Origin of the sequence: Arthrobacter sp. NPDC090010 (assembly GCF_044748305.1) — a bacterium.
In the GTDB taxonomy this organism is placed as follows: Bacteria; Actinomycetota; Actinomycetes; order Actinomycetales; family Micrococcaceae; genus Arthrobacter_E.
The window spans coordinates 64,296-82,914 of the sequence record NZ_JBIVFT010000007.1 but is presented as its reverse complement, the minus strand read 5'-3'; the positions used below and the strand labels follow the sequence as shown (position 1 = coordinate 82,914).

At 66.8% G+C, this 18,619-nt stretch carries 14 protein-coding genes; 8 read left to right on the top strand and 6 right to left on the bottom strand.

Features of this window, described 5'->3' with window-relative positions:
- Positions 1 to 26: 26 nt before the first annotated feature.
- Positions 27 to 782 carry an IclR family transcriptional regulator gene (locus ACIPXZ_RS11695; protein ID WP_400594184.1) on the bottom strand — a complete coding sequence of 252 codons (756 nt, stop codon included), beginning with the start codon at positions 780 to 782 and terminating at the stop codon, positions 27 to 29.
- A gap of 230 nt (positions 783 to 1,012) precedes the next feature.
- Here ACIPXZ_RS11695 and ACIPXZ_RS11690 point away from each other — a divergent pair, with 230 nt between their 5' ends.
- The 5 genes from ACIPXZ_RS11690 (at position 1,013) to ACIPXZ_RS11670 (ending at position 8,167) form a co-directional block, all read left to right on the top strand.
- Positions 1,013 to 2,428, top strand: a complete 1,416-nt coding sequence (locus ACIPXZ_RS11690) for an NAD-dependent malic enzyme (protein WP_400594181.1) — start codon at positions 1,013 to 1,015, stop codon at positions 2,426 to 2,428.
- Between the two features lie 74 nt (positions 2,429 to 2,502).
- On the top strand, positions 2,503 to 4,101 hold the full coding sequence (gene aceB / locus ACIPXZ_RS11685) for a malate synthase A (RefSeq protein WP_400594178.1): 1,599 nt from the start codon (positions 2,503 to 2,505) through the stop codon (positions 4,099 to 4,101).
- Positions 4,101 to 5,366: a DUF6986 family protein gene (locus tag ACIPXZ_RS11680; RefSeq protein ID WP_400594175.1), complete on the top strand. Its 1,266-nt coding sequence runs from the start codon at positions 4,101 to 4,103 to the stop codon at positions 5,364 to 5,366. Before aceB ends, ACIPXZ_RS11680 begins: the two co-directional genes overlap by 1 nt.
- Before the next feature lie 18 nt (positions 5,367 to 5,384).
- On the top strand, positions 5,385 to 6,215 hold the full coding sequence (locus ACIPXZ_RS11675; protein WP_400594172.1) for a bifunctional allantoicase/(S)-ureidoglycine aminohydrolase: 831 nt from the start codon (positions 5,385 to 5,387) through the stop codon (positions 6,213 to 6,215).
- A 161-nt stretch (positions 6,216 to 6,376) separates the two neighbouring features.
- Complete coding sequence (locus ACIPXZ_RS11670; protein ID WP_400594169.1) at positions 6,377 to 8,167, top strand: DUF4434 domain-containing protein; 1,791 nt, start codon at positions 6,377 to 6,379, stop codon at positions 8,165 to 8,167.
- Between the two features lie 61 nt (positions 8,168 to 8,228).
- Here the strand turns inward: ACIPXZ_RS11670 and ACIPXZ_RS11665 are convergent, their stop codons facing one another.
- From ACIPXZ_RS11665 to ACIPXZ_RS11650, 4 genes are read right to left on the bottom strand one after another with little or no spacing between them, the layout of a single operon-like run.
- A complete protein-coding gene (locus ACIPXZ_RS11665) occupies positions 8,229 to 11,333 on the bottom strand; it encodes a glycoside hydrolase family 2 TIM barrel-domain containing protein (RefSeq protein WP_400594166.1) in 3,105 nt (1,034 codons plus the stop codon).
- The gene (locus tag ACIPXZ_RS11660) at positions 11,330 to 12,253 is read right to left on the bottom strand and encodes a carbohydrate ABC transporter permease (RefSeq protein ID WP_400594163.1); all 924 of its coding nucleotides are present in this window, start codon (positions 12,251 to 12,253) and stop codon (positions 11,330 to 11,332) included. The genes ACIPXZ_RS11665 and ACIPXZ_RS11660 overlap by 4 nt, the downstream gene beginning before the upstream one ends.
- Positions 12,250 to 13,200, bottom strand: coding sequence for a carbohydrate ABC transporter permease (locus tag ACIPXZ_RS11655; protein WP_400594160.1), 951 nt, complete (start codon positions 13,198 to 13,200; stop codon positions 12,250 to 12,252). Before ACIPXZ_RS11655 ends, ACIPXZ_RS11660 begins: the two co-directional genes overlap by 4 nt.
- The gene (locus ACIPXZ_RS11650) at positions 13,197 to 14,534 is read right to left on the bottom strand and encodes an ABC transporter substrate-binding protein (RefSeq protein WP_400594157.1); all 1,338 of its coding nucleotides are present in this window, start codon (positions 14,532 to 14,534) and stop codon (positions 13,197 to 13,199) included. Before ACIPXZ_RS11650 ends, ACIPXZ_RS11655 begins: the two co-directional genes overlap by 4 nt.
- A 138-nt stretch (positions 14,535 to 14,672) precedes the next feature.
- Between ACIPXZ_RS11650 and ACIPXZ_RS11645 the strand changes: the two genes are divergently transcribed.
- Positions 14,673 to 15,275, top strand: a complete 603-nt coding sequence (locus ACIPXZ_RS11645) for a TetR/AcrR family transcriptional regulator (RefSeq protein ID WP_400594154.1) — start codon at positions 14,673 to 14,675, stop codon at positions 15,273 to 15,275.
- A gap of 80 nt (positions 15,276 to 15,355) precedes the next feature.
- Positions 15,356 to 16,000 (top strand): NADPH-dependent F420 reductase, encoded by a 645-nt coding sequence (locus tag ACIPXZ_RS11640; RefSeq protein ID WP_400594151.1) that lies wholly within the window; start codon positions 15,356 to 15,358, stop codon positions 15,998 to 16,000.
- A gap of 151 nt (positions 16,001 to 16,151) precedes the next feature.
- On the opposite strand, the gene ACIPXZ_RS11635 is transcribed toward ACIPXZ_RS11640, so the two are convergent.
- On the bottom strand, positions 16,152 to 17,357 hold the full coding sequence (locus ACIPXZ_RS11635; protein ID WP_400594148.1) for a hypothetical protein: 1,206 nt from the start codon (positions 17,355 to 17,357) through the stop codon (positions 16,152 to 16,154).
- Between the two features lie 202 nt (positions 17,358 to 17,559).
- Between ACIPXZ_RS11635 and ACIPXZ_RS11630 the strand changes: the two genes are divergently transcribed.
- Entirely contained in the window at positions 17,560 to 18,618 is a 1,059-nt protein-coding gene (locus tag ACIPXZ_RS11630) for an App1 family protein (protein WP_400594145.1), read from the top strand.
- The last annotated feature ends 1 nt before the right edge of the window (position 18,619 follow it).

Genomic DNA, 18,619 nt, shown 5'->3' with positions numbered 1-18,619 from the left:
GTAACTTCGCGGAGGAGGGACGGGCGTCAGACGCGGTTGAACTCCAGGGACAGCGCCGCAGCGGCGTCACGGAGCATGGGCACGGCCCGCTCCGAGAAGGACTGGTCCACACGGGTGATCGGGCCCGAGACGGAGATCGCACACGGCGTCGGCGCATTGGGCACCGCCATGGCGAAGCACCGTACACCGAGCTCCTGCTCCTCCTCGTCGATCGAGTAGCCCCGTTCCCGGATGTCCGCCAGGTCCGCCAGCAGATCGTCGATGGTCCCGAGGCTCTTGACGGTGGGGGTCGGCATCCCGGTGCGCTGCACGATGCCCCGCACGGTCTCGTCGTCGAGCTGAGCGAGGATCGCCTTGCCGACGCCGGTGTCGTGCATATGCGCACGGCGGCCCACCTCGGTGAACATGCGCATGGCGTGCGGAGACGGCACCTGGGCCACATAGATGATCATGTCCGTGTCCAGCACCGCCATGTTGGCGGTCTCCCCGAGACGGTCCACCAGCGTCTTGAGCTGAGGGCGTGCGACGGCGCCGAGCTGCATCGAGGCCGCCTCGCCGAGGCGGATCAGCCGCGGGCCCAGGGCGTAGCGCCGATTGGGCAGCTGGCGAATGTACCCGAGGGACACCAGCGTGCGCAGGAGCCGATGGATGGTGGGCAGCGGCAGATCCGTCGAAGAGGACAGCTCACTGAGCGTCACATCCCCGCCTGCGTCCGTGATGAGTTCCAGCAGTTCGAAGACGCGTTCCACGGACTGGACACCGCCTGAGGGCTTCTCTGCCATCCCAACTCCTTCCCGCGTCGTTGCGTAGGTGTGCGCGGTCACTACCGGTAAATCTTATCCGCATCGCGGAAAGGCTTCGGACCGCCTAGATACATACAACAGTTAGAAACGGTCTGGATGCAAGCACTTTTTGGTCTTGTCTTTCCGCTCTGTAGAGAATAATATCCATAATACGAAAACATCTCGCGGACTACCGAAGCCCCGCGGGCCCTACTCTGGAGGAGTATTCAATGGCGAATCCCAGCCCCGGAAATTCCATCACCCTGCGCGTCGAGGCCCCTTCGAGCTTCACCGCCACCAGTGAGCTCGCCGCCGCCGTCGGCAACGCGGGCGCTGCCGTCACCGCGTTGGACGTGGCGGAATCCCACCACAACACCATCGTCGTCGACGTCACCTGCAACACCACGGATGACGAGCACGCGAAGCGCGTCGAGGCAGCCCTCAACGCGCTGGAAGGCGTCAAGGTCCTGCACGTCTCGGACCGCACCTTCCTGATGCACCTCGGCGGCAAGCTCGAGGTGGTCCCGAAGGTTCCGCTGCGCAACCGTGACGACCTCTCCCGGGCCTACACCCCCGGCGTCGCCCGCGTCTGCATGGCTATCGCCGAGGATCCCTCCGCCGCCCGCAACCTCACCGTCAAGCGCAACACCGTCGCCGTCGTCACCGACGGCTCCGCAGTGCTGGGTCTCGGTAACATCGGCCCCGCAGCCGCCCTCCCCGTCATGGAAGGCAAGGCCGCGCTCTTCAAGCAGTTCGCCAATGTCGACGCCTGGCCGGTCTGCCTGGACACCCAGGACACCGAGGAGATCATCCGCACCGTCAAGCTCCTCGCACCCGTCTTCGGCGGTGTGAACCTGGAGGACATCGCAGCTCCCCGTTGCTTCGAGATCGAGGCCCGTCTGCGCGACGAGCTCGACATCCCGGTCTTCCACGACGACCAGCACGGCACCGCCATCGTGACCCTCGCCGCCCTCGTCAACGCCCTGCGCGTGGTGGGCAAGAAGATCGAGGACGTCAAGATCGTCGTCTCCGGCGTCGGCGCGGCCGGCTCCGCCATCATCCAGCTCCTCAAGGCCCAGGGCGCTCAGCACATCATCGCGGCCGGCCGTTCCGGCGCCATCCACAAGGGTGAGAGCTACGACGACCGCCACCGCACCTGGATCGCCCAGAACACCAACGAGGAGGGCTACTCCGGCAGCCTTCACGACGCTCTGGCCGGCGCCGACGTCTTCATCGGCGTCTCCGCTCCGAACATCCTGGGCGAGGAGCACGTGGCCTCCATGGCCAAGGACGCGATCGTCTTCGCCATGGCCAACCCCACCCCCGAGGTCGACCCGGTGGTCGCATCCAAGCACGCGGCCGTCGTGGCCACGGGCCGCAGCGACTTCCCGAATCAGATCAACAACGTCCTGGCCTTCCCCGGCCTGTTCCGCGGTCTCCTGGACGCCGGAGCAAGCGACATCACCCCGGACATGCTCGTGGCCGCCGCAGAAGCGATCGCCAACCGCGTGGCTGATAATGAGCTCAACGCCAGCTACATCATCCCGAGCATTTTCGACCTGCAGGTGACCAAGGACGTCGCAGCCGCCGTGGCCGCCGCCGCCCACGCCAATTCGGCCGCTGCTGAGGCAGTGGCAGCCCTCTGACCGGCTGGGAAATCCAGCACTCGCCGTCCGGCCCCGCGGGGCCGGACGGCACCGTGGAGAAGTAAGGACAGCACATGACCATCACCGTCACCAACCCCCAGCCGGTGGAGCGCGCCGAGGAGATCCTCACCCCGGAAGCCCTCGCCTTCGTCGAGGCCCTGCACCAGAAGTTCGCCGCCCGGCGCGATGAACTGCTGGGTGCCCGCGTCACCAAGCGCGAGCAGGTCGCCAAGACCGGAACCCTGGACTTCCTGCCCGAGACCGCCGAGGTCCGCAGCGGCGACTGGAAGGTCGCGGAAGCACCGGCCGCACTGCAGGACCGCCGGGTTGAGATGACCGGTCCGGCGTCGCCGGCCAAGATGGCCATCAACGCATTGAACTCCGGCGCCAAGGTCTGGCTCGCCGACCTCGAGGACGCCAGCACCCCTACCTGGCACAACGTCATCGACGCGATCCTCAACCTGCGTGACGGTGCCCGCGGCACCCTCTCCTACACCTCCCCTGAGGGCAAGGAGTACCGCCTGCGCACGGACATCCCGCTCGCCGTCGTCGTGACCCGTCCCCGCGGCTGGCACATGGACGAGAAGCACGTGCTCGTGGACGGCCGCGAAGGCGTGGGTGCCCTGGTGGACTTCGGCCTGCACTTCTTCCACGTGGCCAAGCAGCTGATCGAGAACGGTCACGGCCCGTACTACTACCTCCCGAAGATGGAAAGCCACCTCGAGGCCCGTCTCTGGAACGACGTCTTCACCTTCGCCCAGGAACACCTCGGCATCCCGCACGGCACCATCCGCGCCACCATGCTCATCGAGACCATCCCGGCCGCCTTCGAGATGGACGAGATCCTCTACGAACTGCGCGACCACGCCTCCGGTCTGAATGCCGGCCGCTGGGATTACATGTTCAGCATCGTGAAGTACTTCCGCGACGGCGGCGAGGACTTCCTCTTCCCGGACCGCGCCTCCGTGGTCATGACCGCTCCGTTCCTGCGGGCTTACACCGAGCTCCTCGTGAAGACCTGTCACCAGCGTGGCGCCTTCGCCATGGGCGGCATGGCGGCCGTCATTCCGAACCGCCGCGAGCCGGAAGTCACCGCCGCAGCCTTCGAAAAGGTCCGCAACGACAAGACCCGTGAAGCCACCGACGGCTTCGACGGCTCCTGGGTGGCGCACCCGGATCTGGTCCCGATCTGCGTCGAGGTGTTCGATTCCTTCCTCGGCGACAAGCCGAACCAGCTGGACAAGCAGCGCCCCGAGGTCGAGGTCACGGCAGCTCAGCTGCTCGACGTCGCTTCCGCCAAGGGCGAGGTCACCGAGGCCGGTCTGCGCCTGAACCTCTACGTGGCCATCGCTTACACCGCGGTCTGGATCTCCGGCAACGGCGCGGTGGCCATCCACAACCTCATGGAGGACGCCGCCACCGCGGAGATCTCCCGCTCCCAGGTATGGCAGCAGATCAATGCCGGTTCCGTGCTCGCCGACACCGGCAACACGGTCACCCGTGAGCTGGTCAGCACCATCCTGGCCGAAGAGACCGAGAAGCTGCGCGGCGAAGTGGGCGAGGACGCCTTCGCCAAGTACTACGCACCGGCCAGCAAGCTGATCGCGGATCTCTGCCTGAACGAGGACTTCACCGACTTCCTCACCACCCCGGCCTACGAGCTGGTCGACTGATGGCGGGCACTTCTCTCTCCGCCGCCGATCTGGCGGCCGTCGAATCCCAGCTCGAAGCCACCGACACCCTCCTGGACCGCAACTACCCGGGTGATGACGGAAGCCGTCAGCCCATCCACACGGTCTACGTCTCCGCCGAGCGCTTCACGCCGGACTTCGCGGCGGAATGGGGCCAGGCGGCGAACGACGTCGTGGCACAGCACGGAGGCTTCGAGGCCTTGGGTTCCCTGCTGGGGCAGTCCGATGAGCTGAACGCCGCCGTCGCGCCGCGCGTCGCCGCCAAGCTGGCGAGCGAACCGATCGAGGATCTCCGGCTGGACTTCGAAGACGGTTACGGCAACCGTGGCGACGACGCCGAGGACGCCGACGTCGTCGCGGCCGCCAAGGCGGTCCACCAGGCGGTGGAAGCCGGCACGGCTCCCCCGTTCATCGGCATCCGTTTCAAGTGCTTCGAGGCTCCCACCCGGGCCCGCGGCCTCAAGACGCTGGACCTGTTCGTCTCCACGCTGGTGGAGCAGGGCGGTCTCCCCGACGGTCTGGTCCTGACCTTGCCGAAGGTGACCACCGTGGACCAGGTCACGGCCATGGACCATGTGGTGTCCCGCCTCGAGGAGATCCACGGCCTGCCGGCCGGGCGTCTGCGCTTCGAGGTGCAGGTGGAGACCCCGCAGCTGATCCTGGGACACGAGGGCACCCACCCGGTGGCCCAGCTGCCGCACGTGGTGCCCGGACGCATCAGCAGCCTGCACTACGGCACCTACGACTACTCCGCCAGCCTGCAGATCGCGGCGGAGTACCAGTCCATGGAGCACCCGGTGGCCGATGTGGCCAAGGAGATCATGCAGCTGGCCGTGGCCGGGACGGGCATCCGTCTCTCCGACGGCTCCACGAACATCATCCCGGTGGGTGAGAACGTGGAGAACGCCTGGAAGCTGCATGGCCGCCTGGTCCGCCGCTCCCTGGAGCGCGGTTACTACCAGGGCTGGGATCTGCACGCCCACCAGTTGCCGAGCCGCTTCGCCGCCAGCTACGCCTTCTACCGCGAGGGTCTGGCTTCGGCCGCCACTCGCCTGAAGAACTACTTCTCGCAGACGGATGCGGGCGTCATGGATGAGCCCGCCACCGCCCGGGCGCTGGCCAACTTCGTCCTCCGCGGCGTCCAGTGCGGCGCCGTCGGCGAGGACGAGGTCCTTGCCCTGACCGGCGTCGCCCTTCCGGAGCTGACGGTGCTCGCGCACCCGCGGCTCGCCACCACTTCTCACTGATTCACGAAGGAGTCCTTCATGGGAAATCTCTACTACCCCACCGGTGGCCTGCCCGCGCAGACCCATCTGACCACTGAGCGTGCGATCGTCACCGAGGCGTACACGGTCATCCCCAAGGGCGTCCTGACGGACATCGTGACCAGCCTCCTGCCGGGCTTCACGAACACCCGTTCCTGGATCATCGCCCGTCCGATCTCCGGCTTCGCCACCACGTTCTCCCAGCTCATCGTCGAGGTGGGAGCGGGCGGCGGCGCGCCGAAGGCGGAGTTCGAGTCCGGCGTCGAAGGCGTCATCTTCGTGGTCAAGGGCACGCTGAACCTCACCCTCAAGGGCGAGAAGCACGTCATGGAAGAGGGCGGCTACGCCTACCTGGCGGCCGGCGACGAGTGGGGCGTGGACAACTCCTCCGACGACATCGCCACCTTCCACTGGATCCGCAAGGCGTACGACCGCCTGGAAGGCTACGAGGCCACCTCCTTCGTCACCAACGAGAAGGACGTCCAGGGCACCGCGATGCCGGACACCGACGGCGTCTGGAGCACGCAGCGCTTCGTCCCCTCCGACGACCTGGCGCACGACATGCAGGTCAACATCGTGACCTTCCAGCCCGGTGGGGTCATCCCCTTCCCGGAGACCCACGTCATGGAGCACGGCCTGTACGTCCTGGAGGGCAAGGCCATGTACCTGCTCAACAACGACTGGGTCGAGGTGGAGGCCGGCGACTACATGTGGCTCCGTGCCTTCTGCCCGCAGGCCTGCTACGCGGGTGGCCCTGGCCAGTTCCGCTACCTGCTCTACAAGGATCAGAACCGCCAGATCAAGCTCACGGGCGCCCCGCTCCCGGGCTGATCCGGTATTGTCCATCCAGCGCTGAGCCGCTGACCGCGACGGCCGCCGTCGTGCTCTCCAGAGGGGAGCACGACGGCGGCCGTCGGCGTTGGCGGGCGGGGCTCCGGAGAACGCCGCCCCGTATCCTGGGACAACACTGTTCAGCGGGGGGACGAATGAACATGCGAAAAGTAACAGCGGCCGTTGGAGTGGCCGTCATGGCGCTGGCGATCGCGCTGCCATGGTGGGCGCCTCAGCACGCATCGGCAGCCCAGCTTCCGGGGTCCATGTCCGCCGACGTGCAGACGGTACCCGGGCCGGCCCTCGGGTCGACATTCCTGGATTCGAATGCCGCCAAGGACTGGTCGGACGAACGATGGGATCGGTCGTTCACTCAGATGGAGTCCGTGGGGATCCGCTCGGTGATCGTCGAGGTGGCCATCGACGATAAGCAGCAGTTCTCCTACTATCCGACCGGGCTGGTCGGCTATCCCTCGAAGGACGTCATCGGCCACGCCCTGGACGAGGCCCAGGCGCACGGCATGCGGGTATGGCTCGGGCTTCGGATCGATCGCGACGCCTGGTACAGCGGCCTCAGCTTCGATCCTGCCTGGCTGAGCGGACTGGCAAGCCAGGAGGTACAGGCCGCCACGGATCTCACCGCGCATTTCGCCGATCGTATGAACATCGTCGATGGCTGGTACTTCGCCGGCGAAGACACGCCATGGGGTGTCGGGAACGACGGCGGTCTGGCCAGACAGCAGTTCTACCGCGAGCTCGGCACGGGCCTCGACGCCGTGACCCCCGGCAAACGGATCATGATCTCGCCCTACTACCACGCGACGCCGGGGAACAAGACGAGCAGCGAGTTCCGCGACTACCTCGCCACGGCACTCAATGGGACGAGCATCGACGTGGTGGCACTGCAGACCTGCGCCGACATGGCCTGCTATCCCCCTGATCCGACCGATCAAGCCCGTCGGGCGACCGTGATCTCCGACTGGGCTCAGGCAACGCGCGCCGGGGTTCTCGCCTCCGGCAGCGGTGCCGAAGTCTGGGCGAACGTCGAGTTGTTCAGCACGGGCGTGACGCCCTTCGCAACCGTCGACGACGTCGTCGCGACCATGCGTGCGGCGCAACCTTTCGTGTCGGGATTCACCAGCTGGAGCTTCGGTAACCAGTGGGCGACCGACGCCAGCTATGGGACGGACTGGTGGCTCAACGCCTACTCCCAGTACGTTCAGACCGGGCTCGTTCCCTCGACAGCCCCGGCCCCTCCGTCCAACACCACCGGCACGGTCTCCGGCACCCAGCTCACCGTCAGCTGGACGACACCGCCCGGCCAGCAGATCGCCTATCTCGAACTCCTCCGTCGCGGCACGGATGGCTATCACAAGGTCGCGGACGGCCTGTGGAACGACGTGTCCTCCGTGACGATCGACGGATATCAAGCGGGAGCGGAATACCTGCTCCGCACGCGGAACGCCGCAGGTATCCGTTCGGCACCGGTCGTCGTGCCCGTGGGCTCACCCGTCACTGCAGAACAGTGGTCCGCGCATGCGATGTACCAGGCCTCGGAACAGGCTTCCCCGGCCTACCCGGACGCGGGTGGGGAGCTCACTGATGGCGCCATGGGCGGAGGAGACTTCACCGCGGCACCGTGGCAGGGACATCAGAACCAACCGTCGCAGCAGTACACGGTCGATCTGGGGTCCCAGCGTCCGATCCGCACGGTGGATCTCGGAACGCTCGCCGCACCCGAGGCGGGCATCGTCCATCCTGATGAGGTCACTGTCGAGTCTTCTCCTGACGGCATCTCGTGGGTGCCTTTCGCTACGGCATCACCACCCACGAGTTCCACCGGCCGGGGCGTCTGGTCGGCGCAAGGACTCGCGAGTGCGCGATACATCCGCGTTCACGTCGCGGCCCACGCGGAATGGACCTTCCTCGACGAAGTGAGCGTCCGAGGCTGACCGCGCCGTCCGCCGTCGTGCTCTCCAACGGGGAGTACGACGGCGGACGGCGGCGTCGGCGCTACAGCGCCGTGAACTTCAACTGCAACGTCCGGGCCTCGGCGCGCAGCGCGTGCTCGGGCCAGACGTCCGGCCCGCAGGCCCGGGAACCGAGACCGTGCTGGGCCGCATCCAGGTAGAGCCACGTGCGCTCCGAGGACGGGAGCTCATGCGGATGAGCAGCCGCGGAGAGTTCCTGGGCCGTGTGCCGGGAGAGCGTGAATCCGGGTCTGCGACCGGAGGTGTCAGGCAAGGCATCGATCCTCAACCAGGGCCGGCCCTCCCCCAGCAACAGCTCCAAACGCCGCATTTCGCTGCGGTGTCCGTTCTCCTGGGGCCGCGAATACCTGGTGCCGAGATCCTCGACCGACGAGGAGTAACGGCCCACCAAGGCGGCGTGGCGGCTGTCCGGATAGGACTCACGCGGACCGGTCCCGAACCACTCGGCACCGGACACCGCCCCCGGCACGCCGAAACGCACGCCGATCCTCGGCAGGATGCGGTCCCAGCCCGCAGATGGGGTCAGGTCGAGACGGAGCAGGAGCGCCCCGTCCACCAGGCTCCAGTGCTCGTCCAGCCGGAAGGACACCGCCTGATCGGCCGCCGCGTAACGCGACAGCACCCGGACGGAGTCGGCTGCGGCCATCACGGACTCGATCCGCCGGTGCAGGCGGTCCAGCCCCGCCGCACGCCAGCTCTCCTCGGAGCTGGGTGCCGCGGTCCCGGTGCCGATCGCGCCGCGCAGACCAGGGAGTCGCGGGTCGGCCGCGTCATAGGAGCCGAAACCCTGACCGCGGTCGTTATCGGTGGGGGCGCGCCACAGCTCCAGACGAGGAGCCTCCACCGCTTGCCCGGCCAATCCGGTGAGCAGACCGCCCTCGAACACCGCCGGGCCGAGTTGCAGTCGCCGCGGAGCCGTTCCGGCCGAACCCGATGCCACATCCTGGGACCCGCTCAGCGGCCGGAAGCCCGACGCAGGCACTCTCACGGGAGTCAGATCCAGCTGGGCGTTCGAGAACACGTGCCCGGCCTCAGCCCAGGCCTCGTCCCTGTCCAGAACGGCTTCGACGCTCAGCCAGGTCTCCCCGTCTCCCGCAAGCGGCATCGATGGAAGCGTGACGACGGCGGACGCACCGGCGGCGAGAGCACCGCCGTCGTCATCCACGACGGCCAGCGTCCCACTGTCCACTACGCCGCCGTCGTGCTCCAGTCGCCAACGCACGCTGACATCGGCCGCAGAAGCGCTGTGCCTCAGGTTTTCCATCCGCAACTCCGGCGCCGACGCCGGTCCGCTGAGGGTCAGCCGGAGAGGCGAGACCACCTGCTTGTACTCGAACAGACCCGGGCTCGGGGTGTTGTCGGCGAGCACCATGCCGTCCATGACGAAGTTCCCGTCGTGAACCTCCTCCCCGAAATCACCGCCGTAAGCGTAGAAAGGGGTCCCGTCCGCCGCATGATGAAGCAGGCCGTGGTCCCGCCATTCCCAGACGAAACCACCGTGCAGGCGGGGATACTTCTCCACCAGTTCCTCGTACTGGTCGATGGCGCCCGGGCCGTTGCCCATCGCGTGGATGTACTCGCAGAACAGGAACGGTTTGCTGCGCTGCCGGGCCGACTCTGCGGCGCTGCAGCCCAGCAGCAGGGCGGTCTCCCCGTCCCGTCCGATGGACTCGGTCTCCGGAACCGAGGCGTACATCCTCGAGTACACATCCGTGTACGCGCCGGCGTAGTCCCCTTCGTAGTGCACTGGCCGTTCAGGGTCCCGGGCGTGGACCCACGCCGCCATCGCGGCGAGATTCTCACCGGTGCCGGCCTCATTGCCCAGGGACCAGAGGACGATCGAGGCGTGGTTCTTGTCCCGTTCCACCGTCCGCTCGATACGGTCCAGCAGGGCGTCCCGCCAGCCCGGATCGTCGCTGGGGTTTCCCACCCAGCCGTGCCGTTCGAAGCCGTGGGTCTCCAGATCGCACTCCAGGATCACCCAGAAACCCAGCTCGTCGGCCAGATCGAGCAGGCGGGGGTGCGGCGGGTAGTGGCTGGTGCGGATCGCGTTGACGTTGAAGCGCTTCATCATCTGCAGATCAGCCCGGGCGAAGTCCTCATCGAAGACGCGGCCGCGTTCCGGATGGGTCTCATGCCGGTTCACACCGTGGAAGACCACCCGGCGCCCGTTCACCAGGAAGCGATCCCCCTCGATCCGCACCGTGCGGAACCCGATCCGCTGCGTCACGGTCTCGCCCTGTGCCTCCACGCGCGCTTCGTAGAGGCGCGGCGTCTCGGCACTCCAGGGCTCGACGCCGGGAACCGGCACCGGGGTGACGTCAGCGGGCGTCTCCCAGACGACGTCGATGTCCAGTTCGGGGATGCGGAACCGCACGGGGAACGCCGACGCTCCCGCCGTGAGTTCCACAGCGACCGAACCATCCCCGGTGCCTGCCGCGTCGCCGTCGTACGCGGTGCGCAGCCAGAGGTCCTCCACCCCGCCGGAAGGACGCGCCTCCAGGGTCACCGAACGGAAGATGCCGGGCAGCCACCACTGGTCCTGGTCCTCCACGTAACTCGCGGCGGACCACTGGTGCACCCGCACCGCCAGGACGTTCTCACCCGGCGTCAAAGCCTCGGTGACATCGAACTCCTGTGCCAGGCGGCTGCCGGAGCCCACACCGACCTCGACCCCGTTGAGCCAGACCTTGTAGCGGGATTCCACGCCGTCGAAACGCAGCAGCACCCGCTCGGCGTCCGAGAAGGAAGCCGGGAGCGTGAAAACCCGGCGATGATCCCCCGTGGGGTTGGCGTCCGGAACGAACGGCGGTTCGCAGGGGAAGGGGAACTGGACGTTGGTGTAGATCGGCCGCCCATAGGAACCGTCGCCCTGCAGCACCCAGTGCGAGGGAACGGGAAGGGTGTCCCAGCCCTGCGTGCTGTATCCCGGGGCGGTGAAGTCACCGGAGGCTTCCCCCTCCGGCAGCACGCGGGCGCCCGCAGGTGTCCCGGGGGCCGCCGGGAGGAGGCGGAAGTCCCACTGCCCGTCCAGGTCCAGGCGGGGCGCGTCACTGTGCAACCAGGATCGTGCCGGGCTGCGCCGGCCTTCCCCGGGGGCGGTACTGGTGAGATAGCCGAGGCTCATTTGACGGCTCCTTCGGTCAGGCCCCCGCGCCAGAAGCGCTGCAGGACGATCATGGCGATGGCGAGCGGAATGATGGAGAGCAGGACACCGCCGGTGGTGAGCTCGTAGAACTCGGGAAGACGGTCCACCTGCGAGAGCCAGTTGTTCAGGCCCAAGGTGATCGGATACAGGCGTGAATCGGAGAGCATGACCAGAGGGAGGAAGTAGTTGTTCCAGATCCCGACCAGCTGGAAGAGGAACACGGTGACCAGGGCAGGAGTGAGCACCTTCAGACCGATGGTGTGGAAGATCCGCAGCTCCCCCGCCCCGTCGATCCGCGCCGCTTCGATCAGCGCCGTATCCACGGTGGCCTGGGCGTAGATCCGGCAGAGGAACAGCCCGAACGGGGAGACGAGGGAGGGGATGAGCACGGACCAGTAGCTGTTCGCCAGGCCCAGCTGGCTGAAGAGCAGGAAGAGCGGCAGAGCCGTGGCCGTTCCGGGCACCAGGACACCGCCCAGGATGGTGCCGAACACGGCGTTACGGCCGCGGAACTCGTATTTGGCCAGGGCGTAGCCGCCGGCCGCCGCGAGGTAGGTGGCCAGCAGGGCCCCGACGCCCGCGTAGATCACCGAGTTCAGGAACCACTGGAGGAAGATCCCGTCGTCGTAGCTGAGCACCTTGGCAAGGTTGTCCCAGAGCGCGAAGTGGCCGGAGAAGACGAAGCCGTTGGTGCTGAAGAGATCCTGCGTGCTCTTGGTGGAGGCGACCACCACCCAGTAGACGGGCACCAGGAAGTAGAGCGCGACGACGACGAGCACCGCCGTGACGATGATGGCGCTGGACCGTTTGCGGCCGGCCGAACGGTCGGCACCTCGTGCCCGCTCGGGGCGGGCGTCCTGCGGGGCGGCTCGGCGGGCGGGGGCGCTGGTGGTGGTCATGAGGACTTCCTGTTCGTGAGGCGGAGGAAGACGAAGGAGAGAACAAACGCGGCGAGCGCGATGAGGACTGCCTGTGCTGCGGCGACGTTGTAGTCGTTGTAGGCGAAAGCCGTGGAATATGCGGAGAGGTTCGGGGTGTACTGACTGTCGATGGCCGGCGCGGAGGTCTTGAGCACCTGAGCCTCCGCGAAGAGCTGGAGGGTGCCGATGATGGAGAACACGGTGGTCAGCACGAGAGCCGGGGTGATGAGGGGCAGCTGAATGCTGCGGGCGATGCGCCAGGGTGAGGCACCGTCCACTCGGGCGGCCTCATAGAGCTCACCGGGGATGGCTTTGAGCTGGGCGACCACGATCAGCATGTTGTAGCCGGTGTAGCTCCACGTGACGATATTGGCGATGGACCAGAGCACGGTGTCCTGGCCGAGGAAGTCGAGCTTGATGCCGACGGTCGAAGCGATGTCGACGAACGGGCTCAGGCCGGGGACGTACAGGAAGGACCAGAGGATCGTGGCGATGACGCCCGGCACCCCGTAGGGCATGAAGTAGGCGGCCCGGAAGAATCCCGGCCACCGGGCCGAGGCGGATTCCAGAAGGAGGGCGAGGATGGTGCAGAGCACGATCATGACAGGCACCTGCACGATGCCGAAAAGGAGCACCCTGCCGATCGACGCGATGAAGTTCGCATCGCCGAGGGCCTGGGCGTAGTTGTCGAAGCCCGCGAAGCCGCTCGTGACGCCCTTCTCTCCGAACAGGCCGTTACGGGTGACCTTGGTGAAGCTGGAGATCACCGCGATGATGATCGGCAGGATGAAGGTCAGAGTGAACAGCGCCAGGAAGGGCGTCAAGAGGATCCAGGGGGCCCGGGTGGCGGCACGGGAGCGACCGCCGCTCCTCCCAGTCGTCCGCGAAGCCCCGCTCGAGGTGCGCTCGGAGGTCGCCGTGCTCATGCCTGCTCCTTCCGGATGGTGAGTCCTTTATTGCGGAACACCGTGATGATGTCCTGTTCGGCCTGGGCGACGGTGTCGGGGATGGAGGTTCCGCCCGCCTTCTTCCGGAAGCCGTCGCTGAGGATGTTGAAGCTCTGCTGAGTGATGGGCCACCAGGACCATTTCGGGTTCTGCTCGCGGCTTGCGGGGACGAGAACGTCCTTGAAGTAGTTCTGACCGCTGAAGAAAGCGGAAGGCTGCTGCCGCGCTGTGCCGACGAAGTCCTTCGCCGGAGACCATCCGATGCCGCTGTACTTGATCATGGCGTCGATGCCTTCCGGTGAGGTGGTCAGCCAGACCGCGAATTCCAACGCTTCCCGCGGGTGCTTGCTGCCTGCCAATACCGCGGCGGTGGAACCTCCGAGGTAGCTCGAACCGAAACCGCTGTTCCCCCAGACGGGCATGGGAGCGGCCTTCCACTTGCCCGAGCCGCCGCTGACGCCCTCCACCAGGGCGTCACCCCAGCTGCCGCTGGTCAGCGAGGCGATGCCGCCTTTCGCCGCAGCGGCGAACCAGGCGGGGCTGTATGGCGCGAAGGCTGTCTGCACCGCGTCGTCACTGATGGCCTTGTCGAAGAAACGGGCCACCGTCATGGTGGCGTCGTCGGTCATGTTGATGACCCAGCCGTCCTCTTCGGGTTTCAGCCAGGTGGCCCCGGCCTGGGCCGCGAAGGCCGCGAAGGGGCTGGCGTCGCTGAGGGCGAAGCAGTCGATGTACGAACCGGCCTTCCGCAATTCCTTGCCGACTTGATACCAGTCGTCCCAGGTTTTGGGCGCCACCGCCCCCACCTTCTCCAGCACTGCCGGCTGGTAGAAGGTGGCCATCGGGCCTGAATCCTGAGGAATGCCGTACACCCCGTCCACGAAGCTGACCTGGCCCCAGAGAGTGGGATCATAGCGGCTCGCGAACTCCTGCGCCCCGTAACGGTTCAGATCCACCAGTCCGTTGACCAGCATGAACTCGGGGATGGAGCGCAACTCGATCTGCGCCAGGTCGGGCCCCGCACCGGCGGCCAGGGCTGAGTACATCTTCTGGTACCCGCCGGAATTGCCGCCTGGAATCCACACGACGTCCACCTGCACCTGGGGATTCTTGGCATTCCACAGGTCTGCGACCTTCTGGAAGTCCTTGAGCCAGGCCCAGTAGCTGAGCCTGATCGTCTGGCCGGTGGCGGGCGGAATCACCGCATCGGAATTGACCGAGTGGGTTCCTGGGGTCGCGCACGCCCCCAGCGCCGCCGTGGACAGTCCACCCAGGCCCGCGCCGAGCAGCTGTCTGCGGGATAGTCGGGGCATCTCACGTACCTCTCTGTACCGGGAAAGCAGCGCTGACGTTCAGGGCCGGCACCGCGCAGTGTGACGAGGCTAACACAAAATTCGAGTGAGCACTCTAAATTGATGAAACGCCCGACGCGGGCGCTAAGCTCCACTGTCATGAGTCCCCAGCGAGCGCCGCGCACCGGCAAACGCGGCCCCTACGCCAAGACGGCGCAGACCCGGCAGAAGATCATCGACGCCGCCATGAACGTCTTCGCGGCGCGCGGTTACCACGCGGGGAGTCTGCAGGACGTGGCCGACGTCGTCGGGATGAGTCAGACCAGCCTCCTGCACCATTTCAAACGCAAGAGCGAGCTCCTGCTCGCCGTCCTGGACCAGCGTGATCACAGCGGCGTCTCGCGCGCGCTCGGCCCCATGCCATTCCGCGAGATGGTGTTGATGCAGGCGCGAGCCAATGTTGATATCGCTGGCCTCACCCAGCTCTATGCGGTGCTCAGCGGCGAGTCGACCACTGAGGGACATCCCGGTCGCGGCTATTTCGCCGAGCGCTTTGAGCGACTGCGAGAGGAGTACGCAGGCGAATTGGAGGACCTCCGCGCCCAAGGCAGACTGCGCCCGGGCGTGGATCCGGCCCAGGCCGCGGCCTCCCTCATCGGCCTCTGGGACGGCATGCAGTTGCAACGGCTCTATGCGCCGGACTCCGTGGATGTCGCCGCAAGCCTGGACGCCTACCTGGATCTCATCCTGCTGCCCGAGTGATCGTTCGGCGGGCACCAAATCATTCCGCGTCATATTTCTCAACCCTGGAATGAGCCTGGCCCAGGACAGGTTTCCTCAGCATGACTGAGACCATTGGAATCATCGGAGCAGGGAACATCGGAAGCCAGGTGGCCCGCAAGGCCGTGGAGCTGGGCTACGACGTCGTCATCAGCAACTCGCGCGGGCCGGAAAGCCTCGCCTCGCTGGTCGAAGAGCTGGGCCCGAGGGCCCGCGCCGCCACCCCGGAGGACGCCGCCGCGGCGGGCGACTTCGCCGTCGTCACGGTGCCCCTCAAGGCCTACCAGGATGTACCCGTCGAGCCCCTGGCGGGCAAGATCGTCATCGACACCAACAACTACTACTGGGAGCGCGACGGTCACATTGAGGCGCTCGACGCCGGAGAAGCCACCACGAGCGGCCTCCTGCAGGAGCACCTGGCAGGGGCGAAGGTCGCCAAGGGCTTCAATCACATCCCCGCGGCCGACATCACCACCGACGGCGCACCGAGCGGAGGTGAGGACCGTCGCGCCCTCGCCACGGCCAGCGACTTCCCCGAAGCGGCCGAGCTGGTGACCCGCCTGTACGACGAGTTCGGTTTCGACACCGTGAACATCGGCCCGCTTTCCGAGAGCTGGCGCGTGGAGCGAGACCGCCCCGCCTACGTGATCCGGCAGAACAAGGCCGAGCTTGAAGCGAACCTCGCCAAGGCGCCACGGACCGTCTGAGCTCGGCCGGCCGGGTTTCGGCCCGCCCGGATTTCGGCCCGCCCAGGCCTGGGCAAACGGGGAGATCCCCCGGCGGTGCGCTGCACCGCCGGGGGATCTCCCCGTTGTTCAGGACCGCTGTCCCGATTTCACGTCCGCAAGGGTTCTGGACTCAGAACGCGGCCGTCCCATTGGGCGTTCCCAGACCCGTGGGACCGTCCCAGCCGGTGCCCGCGTTGCACCACAGCGCGGTGGGGCAGCTGCCGTTGCTTCCACTGGTCACGTCGAACAGGGCACCCGGGTTGGCGTACGGCAAGGAGTTGGCGTACTTGCCCGCGCCGCCGGTGTTGCCGCTGAGCGCGTACACCGAGGCGATGATGGGCGAAGCCTCACTCGTGCCGCCGAACTGCCCCCAGGTCGAGGACGAACTGGTGGTCGGGTAATACACGGCCAGCCCACCATTGCCCGGGTCCGAGGCCGCGGCGACGTCGTTCATGGCCCGGTTCGCACACTGCGTGGTGACGGAGGACGCCGCAGGAAGAGCGGCGTTGTAGGTGGAGCAGCCCGAACCGGTCCCGCTCCACACGGATTCGCTCCAGCCACGCACGTTGGAGGCCTTGTTCAGCGACGTTCCGCCGACCGCTGTCACATAGCTGGACGACGCCGGGTACGAACCGCCCTGGTAGCCGTTGTCACCGGCGCTGGCAGTCACTGCGATGCCCGGGAAGTTGTAGTACTTGCCGTAGCTGGCGTCTGAGGCGTCCCCGCCTCCATAGCTATTGGAGATGGCGACGACGCCAGGCATCTTCGCCGCCGTCTGGACGCCCGTCCCCAGATCAGTGAAGGAGGCCGACTTGGTCTGCACCACCACGATCTTGCAGTCCGGGCAAGCGGAGGAGACGGCGTCGACGTCGAGCGCCTGCTCTCCGGCCCATCCGGCGTTGAAGCGCGGCAGCGAACTGCCGCCGGTCTGGTTGACCACCTTCAGGCAGCCATTGGCCGTGGTGCAGGACGGGAGACCGAACTGGCTGCGGAAGACGCCGAGGTCCCGCTCCAGATTCGGGTAGCCGTACGCATCGACGATCGCCACGGTGCGACCGCCGGAGCTCAGGCCGGTGAGCTTGTAGGCATCCTGCAGGCCGGCCGGTGTCAGGGCGCCGGGAGGAGGCGTGGAACTGGCGAGCGGCTTACCCGTCGGATCAGTCTCCTTGTACGCATGACATGCGGCTTCGCCTGCACTTGCTTGTGAACAGACGCGGACGGCATGCCCTTTGGCCTGCCCATGCCCCGGATCTGCGGAGCTGGGAGCTGCCGTGGCCACCAGGCTCGCAGCGAGAAGCAAAAAGGAACCGGTGACACTGATGAGAGTTCTCTTCATGGGATATTGACTCCTTATGTCAATCCAAACACTAGAGTTGCTGCCCTCTGATAAATGCGAGTTAACTACCCCCACGCGGAGCTTAGCCCCGCTCTGCGTCCCGGGGAAGGGGGACCGACGATTCTTCTGCAGATGAGCTTCTTCAGCGCTCATCCGGCGCAGCGCCCGGAGATGCCGGGGATCCTGTGTCAGAGTTAAGCCCATGCACTACGAGCCAGCCCGCCGCTCCTGGGCAGGCAACCCGCTCTTCGAGGCCGCCCACAAGGTCTCATCGTTCATCAATTCGGCGCGCCTGCGGATGGCTCGGAAGACCCACTTCCAGCCGGCCACCGTCCCGTACATGGGTTATGGATCGGCCACGCAAGTGCGCATCCTGGCCCGCGTGATGCTGGCGCCGCGCCCATTGCCGGGCAGCAAGGCGGACCGCGAGGCGAAGGCCGGGAATCAGAACATCCGCGGTTGGAGGGCGTTCACCTCCGTGCCGATCCCGAACCGCGAAGTCGATATCGAGATCGGCGAGGTGAGCGTTCATGTCCGGGCCGACCGGGGCGGCCTGGTGGACACCACGGTGCCCGTCACGCTGGAACCCGGCTGGCACACCGCCACCATCCGTGCCTCGGGAACTCCTGCGGCCCAGGCCACGGTGCTCGTCCTGGACCCGTCCACGACCTTCGGCATCCTCTCGGACATCGACGACACCGTCATGGTGACGGCTCTCCCCCGGCCGCTGCTCGCCTTCTGGAATGCGTTCGTACTGAATGAGCGTGCACGGATGGCCACCACCGGCACAGCGGTGCTGTATGAACGTATCCGCAAGGCACAGCCCGATGCCCCGGTCTTCTACCTGTCCACGGGCCCGTGGAACGCGGCTCCCACGCTGAGCCGTTTTCTGCACCGCAACATGTTCCCTCTCGGACCGCTTCTGCTGACGGACTGGGGTTTGACCGAGCATCGCTGGTTCCGCAGCGGGGCCGAGCACAAGGAAGCGAATCTCGAACGCCTCGCCGTGGAGTTCCCGAACATGAAGTGGCTCCTGGTGGGGGACAACGGCCAGCATGACGAGGCCATCTATTCGCGTTTCGCTCAGCGGCATCCGGAAAATGTGGCGGCGGTGGCCATCCGGCAGCTCTCGGTCGGCGAGGCGGTTCTGGCCGGCGGTCACACCCCGGATGTCGACCACTCCGGCTCGGCGATCCCCTGGGTCTACGCCCCGGACGGTGCCGGGCTGGCGGAACAATTGCGCAAGATCGGACTGGTCTGAA